The organism is Collinsella sp. AM24-1 (genome assembly GCF_003470325.1).
In the GTDB taxonomy this organism is placed as follows: Bacteria; Actinomycetota; Coriobacteriia; order Coriobacteriales; family Coriobacteriaceae; genus Collinsella.
Map to the genome: position 1 here is coordinate 84,691 of NZ_QRHM01000004.1, position 19,549 is coordinate 104,239.

Annotated in this window: 15 protein-coding genes, 1 tRNA gene and 1 other RNA gene; 3 read left to right on the top strand and 14 right to left on the bottom strand. The window is 60.0% G+C overall.

What is annotated here, in order from left to right; translation table 11 throughout:
• From DW661_RS02610 to tadA, 8 genes are all read right to left on the bottom strand, one after another.
• A complete protein-coding gene (locus DW661_RS02610) occupies positions 1-648 on the bottom strand; it encodes a hypothetical protein (protein WP_117716343.1) in 648 nt (215 codons plus the stop codon).
• Positions 649-738: 90 nt separating this feature from the next.
• Positions 739-1,497 (bottom strand): SipW-dependent-type signal peptide-containing protein, encoded by a 759-nt coding sequence (locus DW661_RS02615; RefSeq protein WP_117716342.1) that lies wholly within the window; start codon positions 1,495-1,497, stop codon positions 739-741.
• Between the two features lie 70 nt (positions 1,498-1,567).
• On the bottom strand, positions 1,568-2,125 hold the full coding sequence (locus DW661_RS02620; RefSeq protein WP_334203957.1) for a signal peptidase I: 558 nt from the start codon (positions 2,123-2,125) through the stop codon (positions 1,568-1,570).
• Positions 2,126-2,934: 809 nt separating this feature from the next.
• The gene (bilS, locus tag DW661_RS02625) at positions 2,935-3,486 is read right to left on the bottom strand and encodes a flavodoxin family protein BilS (protein ID WP_117716340.1); all 552 of its coding nucleotides are present in this window, start codon (positions 3,484-3,486) and stop codon (positions 2,935-2,937) included.
• Positions 3,487-3,809: 323 nt separating this feature from the next.
• Entirely contained in the window at positions 3,810-5,669 is a 1,860-nt protein-coding gene (locus DW661_RS02630; protein ID WP_118934483.1) for an ABC transporter ATP-binding protein, read from the bottom strand.
• Positions 5,670-7,514: an ABC transporter ATP-binding protein gene (locus DW661_RS02635; RefSeq protein WP_118934485.1), complete on the bottom strand. Its 1,845-nt coding sequence runs from the start codon at positions 7,512-7,514 to the stop codon at positions 5,670-5,672. It lies immediately after the preceding gene.
• Positions 7,515-7,752: 238 nt separating this feature from the next.
• An RNA gene (gene ffs, locus DW661_RS02640) (signal recognition particle sRNA small type) lies at positions 7,753-7,848 on the bottom strand.
• 453 nt (positions 7,849-8,301) lie between these two features.
• Complete coding sequence (gene tadA, locus DW661_RS02645; protein WP_118289254.1) at positions 8,302-10,083, bottom strand: tRNA adenosine(34) deaminase TadA; 1,782 nt, start codon at positions 10,081-10,083, stop codon at positions 8,302-8,304.
• 51 nt (positions 10,084-10,134) lie between these two features.
• Between tadA and DW661_RS02650 the strand changes: the two genes are divergently transcribed.
• Positions 10,135-10,224, top strand: a tRNA-Ser gene (locus DW661_RS02650).
• 3 nt (positions 10,225-10,227) lie between these two features.
• On the opposite strand, the gene DW661_RS02655 is transcribed toward DW661_RS02650, so the two are convergent.
• Complete coding sequence (locus tag DW661_RS02655) at positions 10,228-10,812, bottom strand: TetR/AcrR family transcriptional regulator (RefSeq protein ID WP_117757518.1); 585 nt, start codon at positions 10,810-10,812, stop codon at positions 10,228-10,230.
• Between the two features lie 212 nt (positions 10,813-11,024).
• On the opposite strand from DW661_RS02655, the gene DW661_RS02660 reads away from it, so the two are divergent.
• Positions 11,025-11,576: a LemA family protein gene (locus DW661_RS02660; protein ID WP_089573514.1), complete on the top strand. Its 552-nt coding sequence runs from the start codon at positions 11,025-11,027 to the stop codon at positions 11,574-11,576.
• 561 nt (positions 11,577-12,137) lie between these two features.
• On the opposite strand, the gene DW661_RS02665 is transcribed toward DW661_RS02660, so the two are convergent.
• Complete coding sequence (locus tag DW661_RS02665; RefSeq protein WP_089573513.1) at positions 12,138-13,190, bottom strand: branched-chain amino acid aminotransferase; 1,053 nt, start codon at positions 13,188-13,190, stop codon at positions 12,138-12,140.
• 289 nt (positions 13,191-13,479) lie between these two features.
• Positions 13,480-14,127, bottom strand: a complete 648-nt coding sequence (locus tag DW661_RS02670; protein WP_117629836.1) for a DedA family protein — start codon at positions 14,125-14,127, stop codon at positions 13,480-13,482.
• Between the two features lie 224 nt (positions 14,128-14,351).
• Between DW661_RS02670 and cysE the strand changes: the two genes are divergently transcribed.
• Positions 14,352-15,056, top strand: a complete 705-nt coding sequence (gene cysE / locus DW661_RS02675) for a serine O-acetyltransferase (RefSeq protein WP_089573511.1) — start codon at positions 14,352-14,354, stop codon at positions 15,054-15,056.
• Between the two features lie 111 nt (positions 15,057-15,167).
• Here cysE and DW661_RS02680 read toward each other — a convergent pair whose 3' ends face one another.
• From DW661_RS02680 to DW661_RS02690, 3 genes are read right to left on the bottom strand one after another with little or no spacing between them, the layout of a single operon-like run.
• Positions 15,168-17,183: an ABC transporter ATP-binding protein gene (locus DW661_RS02680; RefSeq protein WP_118934487.1), complete on the bottom strand. Its 2,016-nt coding sequence runs from the start codon at positions 17,181-17,183 to the stop codon at positions 15,168-15,170.
• A gap of 1 nt (position 17,184) precedes the next feature.
• Positions 17,185-18,909 (bottom strand): ABC transporter ATP-binding protein, encoded by a 1,725-nt coding sequence (locus DW661_RS02685; RefSeq protein ID WP_117629838.1) that lies wholly within the window; start codon positions 18,907-18,909, stop codon positions 17,185-17,187.
• Positions 18,909-19,409, bottom strand: coding sequence for a MarR family winged helix-turn-helix transcriptional regulator (locus DW661_RS02690; protein ID WP_117629839.1), 501 nt, complete (start codon positions 19,407-19,409; stop codon positions 18,909-18,911). Before DW661_RS02690 ends, DW661_RS02685 begins: the two co-directional genes overlap by 1 nt.
• Positions 19,410-19,549: the final 140 nt, after the last annotated feature.

Sequence of the window (19,549 nt, forward strand, 5' to 3'; positions counted from 1 at the left end):
CTAGTTCGCCTCCGGCCAACCCACAACGTCAAGTACGTCGAGGGCGGTATCGCTTGTCTGCTGGTTTTTGGCCTGCACGGCCTGAACATCGATATCGAGCCTGAATGAGCCACCGCGCGCGGCATCATGGTAGTCGCCCACAAAACGCAGCGAGTCCATGAGGCTCTCCGTCATAGCATCGGGGTCGAGCACGCCGCCACGCCCGGTCAATCCACGGTAGTAGTACCACCCATCGCCGCCATCGATCCACGGAGACCCCTCGCCCGCGTTCACATGAAACGCGACGTTGTCCGAGGCATCCGCGCTCGAACCGTCGGGCGCCACCGACGTCATGCGCAGGCGCGCGCGAACGTACTCAGGCTGCGCGCCGACGTTCTCCACGCGCACAATGCGGCTGATGTCAGAACCCCCGGCCTTGGTGTCGGGATAGTCACCGTGCTCGTTGGGATCAAACGGAATCTCCTCGCCCTGCACGTTGAGGGTGTATTCGCAGACTCGTACCTTCACGCTGCCAAACGATAGGACGTTGTTCGCCGGAACCATATCAACGGTAAAAGCCAGCGTGCCGCACAGGCACGCCAGGGCCAACAGCGCCATCGCAGCAAGCGCCAAGGTGCGTTTCTGATTGTCGGAAAGATTATTGAGCATTACGTTCGCCAGTCGTCGATAAAAAGGGGGACCGAGATCCCAGCCCGAAAATGGGGATGGGGAGCGGGCCGGGATCTCGGTGGAGGGGGATTAAGCCTGAGTCTTAGCCCATTCCTTGGCCTGCTTAAGGGCATTCTGCGCGTCAGCATTTTCACCCTGCTCGGTGCCATTCTGGCCCGCGCCAAAGATGTAGGCAGAGACCGTCATCGTGGGAGCCTGTTTCGGGTCAGTAGTAGTCTCGACAACATCGGTGTTGTTCATGGCAGAGGGAATCGTCACGGCAGTGAAAAGCTCATCGGTATAAACGTCCTGCGCTGCTTTGTTGGCTTCGAGCTTTGCAGGCAGGTTCTCTGCGGCAGGGTTCTTGGAGTACATAAACAGACCGCTCACGTACTGGTTGCCAGAGTTGTCAGATTGGTTGGTCTTGACTTGACCCTCAACGGGCTTCCAATTCGTATTTTTGAGCGTAAAGTACGGGGTCTTTTCAAGGCTGGTGCCAGGCTTGACGATGGCATTCTTTACGTAAATGAATACGTATGCATCATCAGAGCCAGCCTTGATGCCGACATTGGGGTTCTTGGCCACAGTGGCGCCAGGAACCATCTTGGAGTTGGCAACCCACTGGGTCTCGAACAGGTAGGCCTTTTCAGTGTTCGGATTATCGGGGGCCGGTTTCTCGGGATCGGTCGGATCAGGCTTGTTTTCCGGGTGGCCAAAGCTACCCACCGTGAACACGTTGTCAATGTGCTCCTGCGCCGTCAGCCATGCATAGGTACCCACGCCGGCAGCCAGCACCAACAGCAACAGGGCGGCAATGATGCCGTAGCGCTTTTTCTTCTTGTTTTCCATCGTTCTCTTCCTTTCGAGAATCGTTTTCCCCGGCAACGGCCCCTACCGCCGCCGACGCTTTTCCCTGCCGCTATGAACGCCGCTCCCTCGCATGCACGCGGGTATGCTTGCCCGCAGGCTCGTCGGGAACCATCCGATCGAGCACAATCGACGCCGCGGCCAGCAGCGCCAGAACGGCCACCACAACAAGCAAACCGGGCATCGTCGTGCAATATGCGTTAACGAAGCCCAGGTAAGGGACACAAAAAGAAACAGTGCCGATAACACTCGAAAAAGGCGTCTGCTCGGCATCGTGCATGATGCTTCCGTCTGCATTTTTGTTCGCAATTCCCTGCGTGCCGATCATCTGCGCGGCAGGGTCGATCTCGTACACCTGGTGCGTCACCACGGCGCCGTCCGATCGGTAAAAGGTTGCATTGTCGCCCACGGTAATATCCGTTGGCTCAACCTGGCGGACAAACACCATGGAGCCAACGGGAAGATCGGGTTCCATAGAGCCCGAGAGCACAGCAAAGGGCATGTATCCAAATGCACGAGGAACAAAAGAAACAACGGCAAGGGCTATGACAAGCGCGAACGCCAAGCTACTCAAAAGTGCAATAAATCGTTTGAGTCTACGCGCCGTCAAAGTGATAATTCATCCCCCTTGAGGACCTATTCGACCCATCCAAAGGTCAGCAAGTTTCAACAGGAACCGCAAGGCGCTTGAAAAGTGAGTCCGAAATAAGCCAATTTGGAATCTTTTCGTAATAAAAACATAGCGATGTGCTACACATTTTTCAATGTTTTGTCGCTAAATGCTACTAATTTTGGCGTAAGTGGTCATTTATCCCCAAATTGGTCTGCTTTATCCAATATCTGTGACTAACCCCCTACGCAACTTCCCCATAGAGGGATTATTTTTTGCGAAACTAAAATAATGGTACCCCCCCCCACATTAAAACAAATTGCTGGAAGTGTCCTTTATTTCCGACCCCTTTTACTGGAGTTTTATGACAGCCCCATGTAGTTCGCAGCCCATAACCCTCTGAAAACCGTGTCCCAGAATTCCCGTCCGGAGTGGGATGCGGCTTCCGCTTGTGCCCCCGTTGGGAAGCCGTATCCCGCTTCGATCACAAATTCCGGGTCGCACTTTCCGCCAAGACCCTCAACCGGAAACTTCATCCCATTTCTCGACCGAATGCTGGGATGTAGTTTCCACAGAGCCCTTCACCGGGAAACCGCATCCCATTCCAAAGGCAAATTCCGGGACGCAGCTTCCGCAACCCCACCCATCCGGAAATCCCATCCCACTCCGCACACATCCGGGCATAGAACAATCAGCTTACTAGGCCTTCCATCAATAAAGGGGCGCCCTCGTGTCATGAAAAAAAGCCTCGAGAACTTCGAGGCTTTCACATTTGTATTGTTTTGCACGAAGGACCGCGAACGGCGAAGCTACTCTCCCAGCACGGCCTTCTTGGCGGCTGCAGCCATGTTGTCCAGGTCTTCCTTGGTGGGATGGTCCTTCGCGGCAACCCAGTTGTCGAGCAGCATCTTAAATCGGGCGTTTTCGGGATCTTGCTCGAGCATGGCCTCGTAGCGCTGCTTGACCGCGGGGCCCATCTTGCCCTGGCACATCGCCCAGCCCGCAAGCTCGGCATCCCCAGCCAAATTGGAAGTTACGCGGTCGATAATCTGCTGATAGTAGCTCTGGTCGGCGCCAAAACCGCAGGTGCCAAACAGGAAGACGCGCTTACCGTGCAAGGCGGAGAGCAACGCCGCGACCGAAGGCGTGCACGCGCCCTTGTCACACCAAAAACCGACGAGCACCGTGTCGGCCGCGCAGGCGCCCTGCGCCTCGAGCGCAACCTGATCTGCATCCGCATCGTCGCTCAACGCCGCGGCATGGACAAACTCAACGCCCGCAGCCTGCAGAGCGCGCTTAATCGCACCCGAAACCATCCTGGTATTACCGCTCTTGCTGTTAACCACCAAAGAGCACGTCATAGTCACGTTGCCTCGTTTCCCCCAAAACTAAAGCCACTAATGCAATTTATTAGATGAATATCTTAGTACTAACGTGACAGATGTAAACCACCGTCTGTCGATTGGCGACGCAGACGACATCTTTGGACAGATTTCGAACAGTATGTACTTCGGATTGAAACCGCCACAGAACGTTTCACGAATGGCCGAAAAACTGTTTCACAAAACGCCGTCAAATTGCGTCACGGAGTATCGTCAAAATGTTTCACGCGCTGGTAGAACGCTATATAACAAGATCGCTCTATGGGACAAACAAACCTGATTAATTTGCCCCACGGGCTTGCTCACTGGGCGAACTGGCTGCGGTAGAGCTCGGCGTAGAAGCCGCCTGCCGCGAGCAGCTCGTCGTGCGTGCCGCGCTCGATAATCTCGCCGTCGCGCATCACCAGAATGCAGTCGGCGTTGCGGATGGTGCTCAGGCGGTGCGCCACGACAAAGCTCGTACGACCGGCCATGAGCTCGTCGAATGCCGCCTGCACCTGCAGCTCGGTACGCGTATCGATGCTCGACGTCGCCTCGTCCAGCAGCAGAATCGCCGGATCGGTGAGCATGACGCGCGCGATGCACAGCAGCTGTTTTTGACCCTGGCTAAACGTGCCGCCGTCCTCGCCGATTACCGTATCGTAGCCGCCTGGCAGCTGCACGATAAACTTGTGCGCGTGCGCGCGCTTGGCGGCCTCGATAACCTGCTCGCGCGCGGCTCCTGGGCAACCGTAAGCGATGTTGTCCGCCACCGTGCCCTCGAACAGCCATGTGTCCTGCAGCACCATGCCAAAGGCGCGGCGCAGGCTTGCGCGCGTGTAGTCACGCGAGGAACGGCCATCGACCGCAATGCGACCGGCGTCGATATCGTAGAACCGCAGCAGCAAATTGATGAGCGTTGTCTTGCCACAGCCCGTAGGACCGACCAGGGCAAAGCGCATGCCGGGTTTAGCCTCGATGCAGACATCCTGCAGCAGCTTGCGGTCGGGCACATAGCTAAAGTCCACATGTTCAAAGGTCACCTCACCCTGCGGGGCGGCAAGTTCCACGGCATCTAGCGCATCGGGCTCCTGCTCGCGCGCATCGAGCAGTGCAAACATGCGGCGCGCCGAGGCGTACGCAGTCTGGATCTGCGTGATGACGTTCGTGACCTCGTTGAACGGCTTAGTGTACTGGTTGGCGTAGGACAGGAAGATCTGCACGCCGCCCACCGTGAGCGCCGCAGGCACGCCCGTGATCACGCCCGCGCAGCCGATCACAGCGACCACGGCATAGATGATGTTATTGATAAAGCGCGTGCCGGGGTTGGAGAGCGAGCCCATAAACTGCGCGCGCTCACCTGCCGTATAGAGCTCGGCGTTAAGGGCATCAAAGCGCTGTTGAGCGTTCGGGCCATAGGCAAACGCATCCACCAGCTTCTGCTCGCCCACATACTCCTCGATATGGCCACCGAGCTGGCCTTGGATGCGCTGCTGTGCCGTAAAGCTCTTATTGGAAAGTTTGGCGATGGCACCGGCCGCAAAGATGGAAAGCGGCGTGACGAGCACCACCACAAGCGTCATGGTCAGGTTGATGGAAAGCATAAACGCGAGCGTGCCCACGATGGTGATGACGCCGGTAAAGAGCTGGGTAAAGCCCTGCAGCAGACCATCGCCCACCTGGTCGACGTCGTTGACTACGCGGCTCATAAGGTCACCGTGGGCATGGCTGTCGATAAAGCTGAGCGGCATACGGCTGAGCTTGTCGCTCGCCTCCACGCGCATGTCGCGCACCGTCTCGTAGGACAGACGGTTAACGCAGTAGCCCTGCAGCCACTGGAAGGCCGCGGCACCTACGACGACAATCGCGAGTTTGGTGACGAGCGGCAGCAGCGCGTCAAAGTCCACCTGCCCGGCGGCAACGATGAGGTCGATGCCCTCGCCGATGAGGATGGGCGTGTAGAGCTGCAGGATAACGGAGATGGCGGCACTCACAAACGAAGCCGCAAACGAGACGCGGTGCGGGCGAACATAGCCCAGCAGGCGGCGGGTCACCGCACCCACGGGATAGCGCTCGGGATCACCGGGTTGGCGCGGACCGTCGCCCAGGTCGTTAAGGTTATCGTTGCCGGACACGTTAGCGGTCATCGTGGCGACCGAACCGGAGGAAGTATACGGATTCATCTAGCAGCCCTCCTTTGTGCAGATAGGCGCAGGGGCAGTCGGGGCGGGTGTGGGCGCCATACTCCCCTGCTGACCCTCGAGCTCCTCACGGCGAAGCTGCGACTGACAGATTTCGCGGTAGAGCTGGCAGGTCGCGTACAGCTCATCGTGCGTGCCCATGCCCGCGACCGAACCGTGATCGAGCACGCAGATCATGTCGGCGTCGCGCACGGTCGAGACGCGCTGGCTCACAATCACCGTGGTCAGCGGCAGCCCGCCCTCGGCGGCACCGCGCACGCTGCGCTCGCGAATGGCATGGCGAAGCGCTGCGTCGGTCTTAAAGTCGAGCGCCGAGGCGGAGTCGTCCATGATCAGGACCTGTGGCGAGCCCACCAGGGCGCGCGCGATGGTCAAGCGCTGGCGCTGACCGCCACTGAAGTTCTTGCCGCCCGCCTCGACCGGGGCGTCGAGCCCCTGCGGCTTGTTGCGCACGAACTCGCTCGCCTGCGCCATTTCGAGCGCCGCCCAGAGCTCCTCGTCGGTCGCCGACTCGTCACGCCAGGTCAGGTTGCTGCGGATGGTGCCGCTCACCAGCGACGCACGCTGCGGAACGGTCGCAACCACATGGCGCAGCTGGTCGAGCGGCCAGGCGCGCACGTCGGAGCCCATCACGCTCACGCTGCCGGTGCCCGCATCGTAGAGGCGCGGAATAAGCGAGACGAGCGTGGACTTGCCGCTACCCGTGCCGCCGATAATGCCGAGCGTTTTGCCCAGCGGCAGTTCCAGGGTCACATCGTTGACGACGTTGGCGGCGCCGGCGCCAAAGGAGAAGCTCGCATGGCTAAAGCTCAGCGCAGGAACTGGAGCGACATTGCCCGGCTCGGGCAGTGCGACCGGCTGGTTGCCCCCGTCGGTGATGCTCGGCACGCAATTGAGCACCTCGTTGATACGCGACGCGCTGGCGCTCGACTTGGTAAAGACCACGACCAGGTTGGCGACATACACGATGGAGGTGAGGGTCTGCGTCATGTAGTTGACGAACGCCATGACCTGGCCCTGCGTAAGCTCACCCACGTTGACCTGAATGCCGCCCACCCACAGGATGGCGCACACGCCCAGGTTCATCACCAAAAACGTTACGGGGTTAAGGATCGACGAGAGCTTGCCCACCGCGATGGCGGTATGGGCCTGGTCGTCGGCGGCTTGGGCAAAGCGCTCACGCTCGTGGTCTTCGCGCACAAACGCACGAACCACGCGGGCGCCCGAAAGCCCCTCGCGGCAAATAAGCGCGATGCGGTCGAGCTTTGCCTGCAGCTGCCTGTAGTACGGAATGCAGCGCGCCATGACAAACCAAAACACCAGGCCAATGGCGGGCGTGCAAATCAAGAAAATCACGCCAAGCTTAAGGTCGATGGCAAGGGCCGCGACCATGGAGCCCACCGCCAGGAAAGGCCAGCGGATGAGCATGCGCACGCCCAGCGCCACGGCAAGCTGCACCTGGTTGACGTCGTTGGTAATGCGCGTGATGAGCGACGGCGTGCCAAAGCGATCGAGCTCAGCATAGCTCAGCTTGTTGATGTGCTGGTAGAGCGCACCACGGATATCGGTACCCATGCCCTGCGAGGTGAGCGCCGCCATCTTTTGGCAGACGAGCGTAAACGAGATGCCGATCACAGCCATGGCGCCAAGTACCATGCCGTAGTGGATAACGGCATTAACGTCGTGCGAGCCAATGCCCTTATCGATCATCTGGGCAATCACCAGCGGCGTCAGCAGGTCAAAGATCACTTCGATCAACTTGCACGCAGGGCCGATCACCATATATCGGCGAAACTTACCACCAAAACGCCTGAGCAGCTCAATCATAAAAAGGCGCTCCCTATCATCATCTCTCTTCAATCTGATTCATGATAGTACGGCGAACCCTGAAGATGCGTAAGCAACTCGTTACAGATGTAAGGGCAACGGCCGCTAGCGCCCAAGGCACGTAGCAGCCGATGTTTTGGCAACGCCAGCGAGCGACATAACGCCAGGGATTCAATTATCAGATAAATGTGACCCTGCCGGCACTCGCGGGTAGCCGCGGCACGAAAAAGCGCCTGCGCACTCGATGGATTCGGATGCCCGACAGAGGCTCCTTATGGCTGCTTCCTTCCGGACCTGACCAGATTCGGAACATGTCGTCATCCGAACCCATCGAACGCGCTAGGCGCTCGATATATCTTACCTGCTCCCGCCCGATGGGGCAAGACAGCTAATTTGGGACGGGGCTTTTTTGACTACTTTTTGACTGGGGACATCAGGGTGACGAAAGTAGCCAAGAAAGCCCCGTCCCAAAAAGACTGATCTGGTGCTGCGCCACGAAAAGGCCCCATCTACTACGTTTTGGTCGCAGGGGTCGACCATAGCCGACTTTTTCGGAAATCGGCAAGCTCTCTACCTGCGGTTTCATTTTTGCAAATTCCGAGATAGTCGAGGGTGGTCGGTTAAACGTAGTAGATAGCCGTGTTTCGTGGCAAACGGTCCGACTCGAAACCCATGTCGACCAGCCTCGGATGACCATTCACGAAGTTACGGTGGAATACGGACTGAATTGGCACCTTAAAGGCAAAAACACTCCGTATTTCACCGCAACTTATCGAGGGGATGGGTTTTAGAGGCGGGCGAGGTCGTAGGATCGAGCGGCAGACTCGCCGGCGCAGATAAGGTTGGTTATGGCTTCTTGGGGATCGAGCGCCAGCTCAAGGCCCATGGGCTTGCGGCAGATCGTCAAAACCAGGTCGACGCCCTGCTCATACACCGCATCCAGGTTGTCAGCGCGACCGCCCACGACGGCGACCACCGGCTTGCCATAGCGCTTGGCACGGCGGGCCACACCCACCGGCGCTTTGCCGGCGGCGGATTGCTCGTCCATATTGCCCTCGCCCGTTATGACCAGATCGACATCCCGCACGCGCTCGTCAAACCCAATCAGATCAAGCACCGTCTCCACGCCCGAATGTAGCTCTGCACCGAGCGCTAGCAGCGCGGCGCCCAGACCGCCAGCGGCACCGGCGCCGGGCACGCCGAGCACCGAGCCAAACGTCCGCGCACCCTCGGACACGCGCAGCAATCCCTGAGCCCGTACCTCGGCAATCGCCGTATCGAGCAGGCGGCCGTAGCCGACCATCCAGCCGTCGCACCCGCCCAGCGCTTCGACATCGTCTGTCGGCAGGCCCTTTTGCCCGCCAAACACCGCAAGTGCCCCGCGACGCCCCACGAGCGGGTTTTCGACATCGGAAAGCACCACGACACGCGCGCCATCCAAAGCCTGCAGCGCTGGCGCCAAATCAACGCTCGCCACCTGCTCAAGGCCCGCAAGACCGGGAGCGATATTGCAGCCACGGTCATCGACAAGACGCGCGCCCAGCGCTTGCAGCATGCCGGCGCCACCGTCGTTGGTGGCGCTGCCGCCCAGTCCCATATATAGGGTCCTCGCCCCCGCGCGAACCGCACGAAGCATCAGCTCGCCCACGCCATAGGTCGTCGCGGCCAACGCCGCCGACTCCGTGCACGGCGAGTACCCGATGCCCGCGGCTTCGGCCATCTCAATGACAGCCGACTCGTGCTCGCCGTCCACCAGCATCCGGGCAGCCACGCGCTTGCCCAAGGGACCCGCCACCTCGCAGGTCACAATCTCACCGCCGCACGCGGCAACGGCATCGAGCGTTCCCTCACCGCCATCCGCCAGCGGCAGCGCGCTTACTTGGGCATCGGGCCACACGCGGCGCACGCCCCCGGCAACTGCCGCCTCCGCCTGCGCGCTCGACACGCTGCCCTTAAAGGAGTCAATCGCCAGCAGCACACGGCGGGGCCGGCGGCACGCAGGACCAAAGTCAACTGCCGCGCCAGCATCCTCACCGGCACCTGCAAGCGCTGCGGCGTGAGCGGCGTGTGCTTCAAGATCGGCCCCACAACCGCAATCAGCGCCGCCCGCTCCGCGCAGACCGCCAAAATAGCTACTCAGCAGCTCGCGGCATTCATCCGCCAAGACCCCAGCCGTCACATTAAACCGATGATTCAGGCGCGAATCGGCATTGAGGTCGTATAGCGACCCCAGGGCGCCCGCCTTAGCATCGGCCGCGCCGTACACGCAGCGCCCCACGCGCGCATTAACCATAAGCCCCGCGCACATGCAGCAGGGCTCGAGCGTCACGTAGACCGTACAATCGGAAAGGCGCCAACGACCGAGCGACTGAGCGGCGGCGCATAGGGCCGCAAACTCGGCATGCGCCGAAGGATCCTGGTCGAGCTCGCGGCGATTATGCGCCCGCGCGACAATCTCACCCGCGCGCACCACTACGGCACCGATCGGCACCTCGCCCACCGCCGCGGCGGCACGCGCCTCCGACAGCGCCTCACGCATGAACTTCTCATCGATTCCGGTGCTCGTCATCGTTCGCCTCCCCTGTTGCAAATCCAAAACGATGCTATCATTACGACTCACGGAGAGATGGCAGAGCGGTTGAATGCGGCGGTCTTGAAAACCGTTGAGCGCGAGAGCGTTCCGGGGGTTCGAATCCCCCTCTCTCCGCCACTCTTAGTGACTCACCGGCGTCATGGTCCGCTCGAACAGCGCATCGACCACGTCGGCGATTTCGGATCGGCGCTCCAGTACGTGGCCCGATTCCCACCACATGGTGAAGAGCCGAATAATGCCGCCGGCGACAAACTCAGACGTCGTCTCGAGCGATACGGGCGCAAGCGCATCCTCGTCAAGCGCGCTCATCACGCGCCCGCGTATGGAGCGCGCGATGCGGTCGCAAATCATGCTGGTCAGCATGCCCGACATACTGCTCGCCAAAATGTTATCCATGAGCTGCTCATGCGCCAGAATCAGATCCATGGCATCGGCGAACACTTCGTGGCGAAGCGCGCGCACGTCCTCGGCGCCCTCCGCGCCATCCGCATCGGCCCGCTTTTGCGGCAGACCCGACATGAGTTCATCGATATAGAAGGCAAAGTAATCGTTTTTGTCGCGGAAGTGCTTGTAGAACGTCGTCCGACGAATCATAGCGCGGTCGCACAGCATGGCAACCGTCACGTCCTCAAACCGATGCTCTTCGAGCAGCTCAGTAAAGGCCTCGAACAGGGCCCGATAGGTTTTCTTGATGCGAAGGTCCATACGTATCGCCCTCCTCAAGGAAAAGACATCGCTCACTAATCTGTCGCATATCTTACACCTGTATCGCCCACCCCCTGGCGAACGGCCTCACCTTGGTGGAAACATAACGCTTACCGGAAAGTTCGGTATCGCCAAGGGTTGCGGGTATACTAGTAGCGTTACACCAACGGCAGCCGGCGGAAGACGCCGCGGCCATTCGAAACGGAGACACCATGATTCCCGTCATCATCGGTATCGTTGTTGTCGTTGTGATTGTCTGCGCCATCGCCGGCATCTACAACAACATGGTCACCAAGCGCAATCGCATTGATAACGCCTGGCAGAATATCGACACGCAGCTGCAGCGCCGCAACGACCTGATCCCTAACCTAGTCGAGACCGTCAAGGGCTATGCCAAACACGAGCAGGACACGCTTGCCGCCGTGGTCAACGCGCGCAACGCCGCCGTAAGCGCCACCACGCCCGAAGCCAAGATGGAAGCCGACAACGTGCTGACCGGCGCTCTGCGCCAGCTCTTCGCCGTGGCCGAGGCTTACCCCGATCTTAAGGCGAACACCAACTTTACGCAGCTCCAAGCCACGCTCGAAGACACCGAGAACAAGGTGAGCTACGCGCGCCAGAGCTACAACGACTGCGTGCTCAGCTACAACAACGCCATCCAGACGTTCCCTGCCGTCATCTTTGCCGGCATCTTCCAGTTTAAGGAGCGCCAGGGCTTCGAGGCCGCCGAAGCAGCCCGCCAGGCACCGACCGTCAAGTTCTAACAGGTTGCCAGCGCATCCTTAATCCGCTATATGCATAAACCGCCCCGTCGAATGCATACTTCGACGGGGCGGTTTCCCTTGTCGCGAAGGTCCCCCTCAAGGCGCCGTGCATTTTTGGGAGTATTCAGCATGCCCGACAGCTTCGAGCGCCACGATAAATGCCAAAGACCGCGAATATCCCTGCAAATCAAATGCTGTCAGCCCATAACCCCGCCCATCATTCGTAGAAAACATCGATAAATCCCGATTTTTCGCCCGAGGTCGGTATGCAAGGGCCTTCGATTGCAGAATACTCGCAAAAATGCACGTCGCCACCACCCCCACATGGCGCGACGCAAAACAAAAGCGCGGCCTAAAAAGCCGCGCGCCATCTTTCATTCAGATCTATATTGCCCGTAACGGCAGCGCCGAGGTAACGCAGGCCCGAGGGCAACCTTCCTTTCCGGCGCACTCCGCAGGACGAAAGAACCTCCGCCGCACGAAGTGCGCTGCGGAGGTTCTTGCATGTCCGAGGACGCGCCGGAAAGGAAGGTTGCCCTCGGGCCGAACAGCTATGGCAGCTTACGCGACGGTGTAAACCCAGTCGTGCTTATCCTCGACAGCACCAGATTGGATGCCGGTCAGGGTCTCGCGGAGCTTCTTCATCACAGGACCGATCTCGGTGTAGCCAGCCGGGAAGGTCACGGTCTCATCGGCTCCGTAGACCTTGTTGTCGATCTCGCCGACCGGGGAGATAACGGCAGCGGTGCCGCACAGGCCGCACTCAACAAAGGTGCCGGCCTTGACCTCGGCCCACTCGACGGGACGCTGGTCGACGGTCATGCCCAGGTCCTGAGCAACCTGAACGAGCGAACGGCGGGTGATGGAGGGCAGGATGGAGTCGGTGTGCGACTGCGGAACGACGAGGGTGCCATCCTCCTTCACGAACAGGACGTTAGCGCCACCGGTCTCCTCGACATAGGTGCGGGACTCGGAGTCGAGATACAGGTTCTCGGCATAACCCTCGCGGTGAGCCTCCATCGTGGGCTTCAGGGACATGGCGTAGTTGAGGCCGGCCTTGATGTTGCCGGTGCCGTGCGGTGCGGCGCGGTCGTACTCGGAAACGCGCAGCTTGACGGGCTTAAGGCCGCCCTTAAAGTACGGACCGACCGGGGTCACGAGAATGCGGAACGTGTACTCAGGAGCGGGAGCCACGCCGATTACGTCACCGGAGCCGATCATAAACGGACGCACATACAGGGTTGCGCCAGAGCCGAAGGGCGGAACCCATGCGGCATTGGCAGAGACGACCTGCTTGACGGCCTCGACAAACTTGTCCTTGGGGAACGGGGGCATCTCGAGGCGCTGCGCAGAGTTGTACATACGCTCAGCGTTCATGTCGGGACGGAAACAGACGATGCTGCCGTCCTCGGCGGTGTAGGCCTTCAGGCCCTCAAAGACCTCCTGGCAGTAGTGGAAGATACCACCGCACTCGGAGACATGCAGGGTGTGGTCGGTGGTCAGGCCACCCTCGTCCCACTCGCCATCCTTCCAATGAGCCTCGTAGCTGTAATCGGTCTTCATGTAGCCAAAGCCGAGGCTACCCCAATCGATATCCTTCTTCTCGACAGTCATATGTCGCTCCTTACATACACAGTTGCATACTCGCGAACCCGCACGCAAGGACCGGGGCCGACCGTGTCGCAACGTCACACGCCCGGAGCGTAGAGCCGGACGGGACACGCGGACGACATCGAAGCCGATGACACGTCGATTCGCATGCACGAGATTGTACTCCGCACACGCATCGGATAAAACGTTTTTCTTTAACTAACTAAAGTATTTTCATTTGACCGAAGCTAGAGAGGCCCGCCACCGTAAACGGTGACGGGCCTCAACGACACGATTTGTGCGCCGGCTCGAGCTACGCGTTCTTTTTGCCCAGCTTTGCCTTAACCAAACCGACCACGGTCGGAATAATCGACACGGCAACAATGCCCACGATCAGCAGCTCAAAGTGCTCCTGCACAAAGGGAATGCCGCCAAAGAAATAGCCCAGCAGTGTAAAGACCGTCGACCAGGTGATACCGCCCAGCACGTTATAGATGACAAAGTTGCGCCAGTGCATGCCGCCCATACCGGCGATGAAGGGCACAAAGGTGCGGATAAACGGGAAGAAGCGACCCAGGAAGATGGCCAGGTGGCCCCACTTGTCAAGGAAGTCCTCGGACTTTTTAATGCGCTCGGGCGTCATGGCCTTGACCTTGCCCGAGACGATGATCTTTCGGCCAAAGAAATGGCCGATCATAAAGTTGCACTGGTCGCCCAAGATGGCGGCCGTCCATGCGACGGCCAACAGGGCCACGATGTTAAAGCCGCCGTTGTGGGCAAAGAAGCCCGAAGCGAACAGCAGCGAATCGCCGGGAAGGAACGGGAAGAACACCACGCCCGTCTCGATAAAGATAATTAGGAACACGCAGCCGTAGGCCATAAGCGGGCCGGCGGCGATCCAACTGGCGATCGCGGTGCGCGGGTCCTTGAGCAGCTCGGCGATAAAGTTAATGAAACCCATGAAGTAAAACCTCTCAGTTGTGGGCGCGGACACGTCCAAGTTGACCAGTATACGGTTGCGGCGCCCCCTCGTGCGCAACCCCACAAAAGCATGACTCCATTACCAGCAAGTTTGCATAACTGACACTTGTCGCCCAAAGCAAAGCAAGATCGCCCTTCTTAATCCCTAGCGAATCGCTATACTTTATTGAATCGCATTGTCACGGCGCTGAGGGAGGGCGGCCAGTGAGCTTTATCAATACCATTCGCGAGGACATCAAGACCGTCCAAGCGCAGGACCCCGCCGCGCAAAACGGTCTGGTCATTTTTCTTTCGTACCCCGGCCTGCACGCCAAGTGGAACCACGTGCCCGAGCACTGGCTGTGGGAGCACGGCCATCGCTCGCTCGCCCGGGTGCTCTCGCAAATCACCCGCCACATCACCGGCGTCGAGATTCATCCCGCTGCACAGATCGGCAAACATTTCTTTATCGACCACGCCATGGGCGTTGTCATCGGCGAGACCACCATTGTGGGCGACAACTGCGTGCTCTACCAAGGCGTCACGCTCGGCGGTACCGGCAACGAGACCGGCAAACGCCATCCCACCCTGGGCAACAATGTCACGGTGGGCACGGGCGCCAAGGTGCTTGGCAACATCCACATTGGCGACAACGTCAAGATCGGCGGCAACTCGGTCGTCGTCAAGGACGTGCCCGACAACTGCACCGTCGTGGGCGTGCCCGGGCGCATCATCAAGCGCAACGGCTGCCGCGTGTTCGAGGAGAGCTTCGACGCCAAGCAGCATCGCGAGTACATGCCCGACGATGCCGCCGAGCAGAGCGCCCTCAACCGCCAGGGCATCAACGAAAACGCCCGTCGCGTCAAGGAACTCGAGCGAGAGGTGGCCGAGCTCAAAGCCCTCGTCGCCAAGCTCGTGGACGAGCGCTAGGGCCGTGGGCAGCCGCCACAGCATGAACGCCAGCACAAAAGGCGCGCCAGGGAATCAGCCCCCGGCGCGCCTTCTTTTCGATGCGACATGCGGGACTGCCCCTTTGTCACCTTATGCGAACTGGCTTAGGTAGAGGTCGGCGTAAGCGCCCTCGGCAGCCAGCAGCTCCTTGTGCGTACCCTGCTCGATGATATTGCCGTGATCCATGACCAGGATGAGGTCGGCATCAACAATCGTCGACAGACGGTGCGCGATCACAAAGCTCGTGCGCCCGCGCATGAGCGCGTCCATGGCGCGGCCGATGGCAAGCTCGGTGCGCGTGTCCACGCTCGACGTCGCCTCGTCCAGGATGAGGATCGCCGGGTTGTTGAGCAGCACGCGCGCGATGGTCAGCAGCTGACGTTGGCCCTGGCTGATGCTCTCGGCATCGTTAGCCACCCGTGTGTCGTAGCCCTGCGGCATAGTGCGCACAAAGAAGTCGACCTGAGCGGCACGTGCGGCCGCGACAATCTCCTCGCGCGTCGCCTCGGGACAGCCATAGGCGATGTTCTCGGCAATGGTGCCATCGAACAGCCAGGCGTCCTGCAACACCATGCCAAACTGCTGGCGCAGCTCGCCGCGGTCCATGCAGCTTGTGTCCACGCCGTCGAGCGTAATGCGGCCGCCGTCGATCTCGTAAAAGCGCATAAGCAGGTTGATGAGCGTGGTCTTACCCGCACCCGTGGTTCCCACCACGGCGATCTTTTGGCCCGGCTCGGCGGCAAACGACACGTCGCGCATAAGCGGCTTGTCGGGCGAATAACCAAAGCGCACGTGCTCAAAAGCGACGCGGCCCTCAATGCGACCCGGCAGCTTGGCGGCCTCGTCCGGCAGCGGATCGGCCTCCATCTCGGGCTCATCAAGCAGGTCGAACACGCGCTCCGCACTCGCCAGCGCGCTCTGCAGCGAGTTAAAAGTGAACGACAGCTGCGTCATGGGTTCGGACGCCTCGTAGATAAACTGGAAGAACGCCTGGAACACGCCGACGGTCATGTGACCGGCGACCAGCATGCTGCAGCCCACGAGCGCAATCACAATCTGCGCCAGGCGACCGATAAAGCGAACCGCGGGTCCGACGGCGTTAATCATAAAGTCGGCCTTGGTGCTCACGCGCGCCAGCTCGCCCGAGGCCTCGTGCACCTCGGCAGAGCTCTGGTGCTCGCGGTTGAATGCGCGAATCACCAAACGGCCCGAATAGCCTTCCTCGACCGCGCTCGTGATTTTGGACACCCACTCCTGACGCTCGCCCGTCACATCATGCGTACGGCGCGAAGCCACCTTGGTCACCAGCAGCGACAACGCCGTAAAGAACAAAAAGACTAGCGTAAGCGGCACGCTAAACACGAACATCACGCCCACGGCGCCCACCACGGTGCCGATCGACACAAGCAGCTGCAGCAATCCGCGCTGCATGCTCTCGGACATCTTGTCCAAGTCGTTGGTCGCACGGCTGACGACCTCACCGGGACGATGCGCATCAAAGAAGGCAAGCGGCAGACGGTTGAGCTTTTGTGCGATGCGGTTGCGTAGACGCAGGTTGAGGCGTTCGGCCACGCTCGACATCAAAAAGCTCTGGAGCGCATAGAACGAGGCGGCGGCAGTCCAGATCATAAAGTAGACGAAGATGGTCTTGCCGCAGTTCTCCCAGGTGATGTTGAAGGTGGTTCCGTTGGCAAACGCCACCTGAATGTGGCCCCACAGCTCATCGATCACGCGGGCGCTATATGCCGGCGCGGCGGTGTTAAAGATGACATAGAACACAATGCTCGCAAACACGATATAGAAGCGCCAATGGTCGCCGGCAGCCTCGCTCCACAGGCGGCGCACCGTCGCCCAGGTATCACGGGGCGTCTCGTCTTCGTCTTCGTCATCCACGTCGCGCATGCGCTCTGCCTCGGCGCGGGCACGCTCATCCTCGGCTCGTTCGTTTTCCTCGTAAAGCGCTTGACGACGAGCCTCGCGCCCGGCCGCCGCCTTGGCGGCGTCATCCAGCTCGGTCGACGCGGCAGCCTGGTCGACCGTTTTATCGGCAGCGTCCGCAGCGGCGGCATCGACAAGGTCGCCCTGCTTCTTGAGCTCCTCGGTCATGCTACTCACCTCCCTTCATCTGCGATTCCGCGATGGCGCGGTACACCTCGCAGGTTTCCATAAGCTCGCCATGCGTGCCCAGGCCCACGACCTCGCCATCCTTGAGCACGACAATCTGGTCGGCGTGCAGAATCGTCGAGATGCGCTGCGCGATGATGAGCACCGCGGCGTCGCGCGTCTCGTCCTGCAGCGCATGGCGCAGGGCTGCATCGGTCTTAAAGTCCAGGGCCGAAAAACTATCGTCGAAGATATATAGATCGGCATGCTTCATGAGCGCACGGGCGATGGCCAGACGTTGGCGCTGGCCGCCCGAAAAGTTCGTACCGCCCTGCACCACCGGGGTATCGAGCCCCTGCGGCTGATCGAGCACAAAGGTGCTCTGGGCAACCTGCAGCGCATGAAGCATGTCCGCCTCGGTCGCGTCCTCGTTGCCAAAGCGCAGATTGCTTGCCACGGTACCCGAGAACAGCCACGCCTTCTGCGGCACATAGGCAATGCGCCCGCGAATCTCACCTTGCGAAAGCTCGCGCAGATCGACGCCGTCCAGGCGAATGATGCCCTTGGTGGCATCGTGGAAGCGCAGTAGAAGCTTTGCCACCGTCGACTTGCCCGAGCCCGTCGAGCCCACGATCGCGGTGGTCTGCCCGCGACGACAGGCAAAGCTCAGGTCGCACAGGGTGTCCTCGTCGGCATCGTCAAAGCGAAACGACATGTGATCGAACACGGCGACCGTATCGGCCCCGTCCTTTGAGTCGGACGCGGCCGCATCGAGCGTACGCTGGCCATCGACGATGCTCGGCTTAATCTCCAGCACCTGCTGTGCGCGGTTCAGACATGCGGCGGCACGCGGAAGCGTCAGCACCACCATCTGCGCCATCATCACAAAGAACAGGATCAGAAGCGCGTACTCCAGCACCGCCGAGATGCTCGCGATCTGCATGGCGTGGGCGCCCACGCGGTTGCCGCCCACCCACAGCACCGCCACCTCGGCAATGTTCATCAAAAAGAAGCTGGAGCTGTCGAGCCCCACAAAAAGGTGGTTGACCTTAATGGCGTTGTCCGCGTACTCGCTAAACACCTCGTCCAGGCGCTGCTCCTCGTGGCGCTCTTTATTAAAGGCGCGGATGACGCGAACGCCCACGATGTTCTCGCGCAGCACCACGTTCATGCGGTCGATAAAGCTCTGCAGGCGCATAAAAATCGGCGCGGCGTTAGCGACCGTAAAGACCGCCGCCACCAGCACGATCGCAACCACGACGCCCAGCAGCGTGCCCATGGCGGGATCGATAAACCAGGCGAAGATGATGCCCGCCACGGCCAAAAACGGCACCGGCAGCACCAGTTGAATCGTCTGCAGAATCGCCTGCTGGATCACGTTGATGTCGTTGAGCGAACGCGTGATCATCGAGCCCGTGCCAAAGCGCTCAAAGTCGCTGGCAGACAGCTCAAGCGACTTGTCGTAGACGGCGTTGCGGATATCGCAGGCCACGTTGGCGGCCAGGCGCGCCGAAAGATAGCAGCCCAGCACCGCGCCGCCGCTGGCCATGCCGGTCGCGATAAGCATGTAGAGGCCGTTGCGCAGGATGTAGTCGACATCGCCCGTGGTGATGCCGGTGTTGACCATGTTCGCCAGCATCGTGGGAACCAACAGCGTACCGACGTTGTCGATTAGCAGCACCAACAACGTCACCGCGACAAGCCTGCGATACGGCTTCATAAACCTCATTAAGAGTCGCACGACTCCCCCTCACCTTGATTCTCGGCCTGGCTCTCGGCAGCGATATGCTGCTTAAAGGCATCGCACTCATCGCCGAGCACCCGAGAGAATTTGCCGATCAAGCGCATAATCTCGCGCTGCTCACATGGCTCAAGCGCACCAAAGGCTCGCTGTTCGGCCTTGAGTGCCGGCAACGCATAACGCTCGGCAAACCGCATGCCCGCTTCGGTCAAACGCACAACCTTGTTCTTACGGCTGCCTTCGGCAAACTCCAACGTTGCGAAGCCCCGCGCCGTCAAGGTTTTAATTGCCGAGTTGATAGTCTGCTTGCTGTAGAACCATTCGCTTGTCAGACAGCTTACGGCAACACTGCCGCCCGCCGTGCTGGTATCGACGAGCATCCAGTAAGCGCAGTCCGAAAGACCGCAGGCGCGCGAGAACTCCGAATAGATATGGTCGAGTCCATTGAGCAACCGGTCGAAGTCGACCAGCGTAACCGCACTATTCATCTATCCCACCATTCGATTGTCCGATTTTTGACCAATTTTGTATCTCTAGATTAGTCCGAGTTTTGACTATCGTCAACAGGCTCTCCGCAAATGCTTGCACTTTTATGGCCTATCGGCAGAAAAAGACCGCCGGCGCGGGG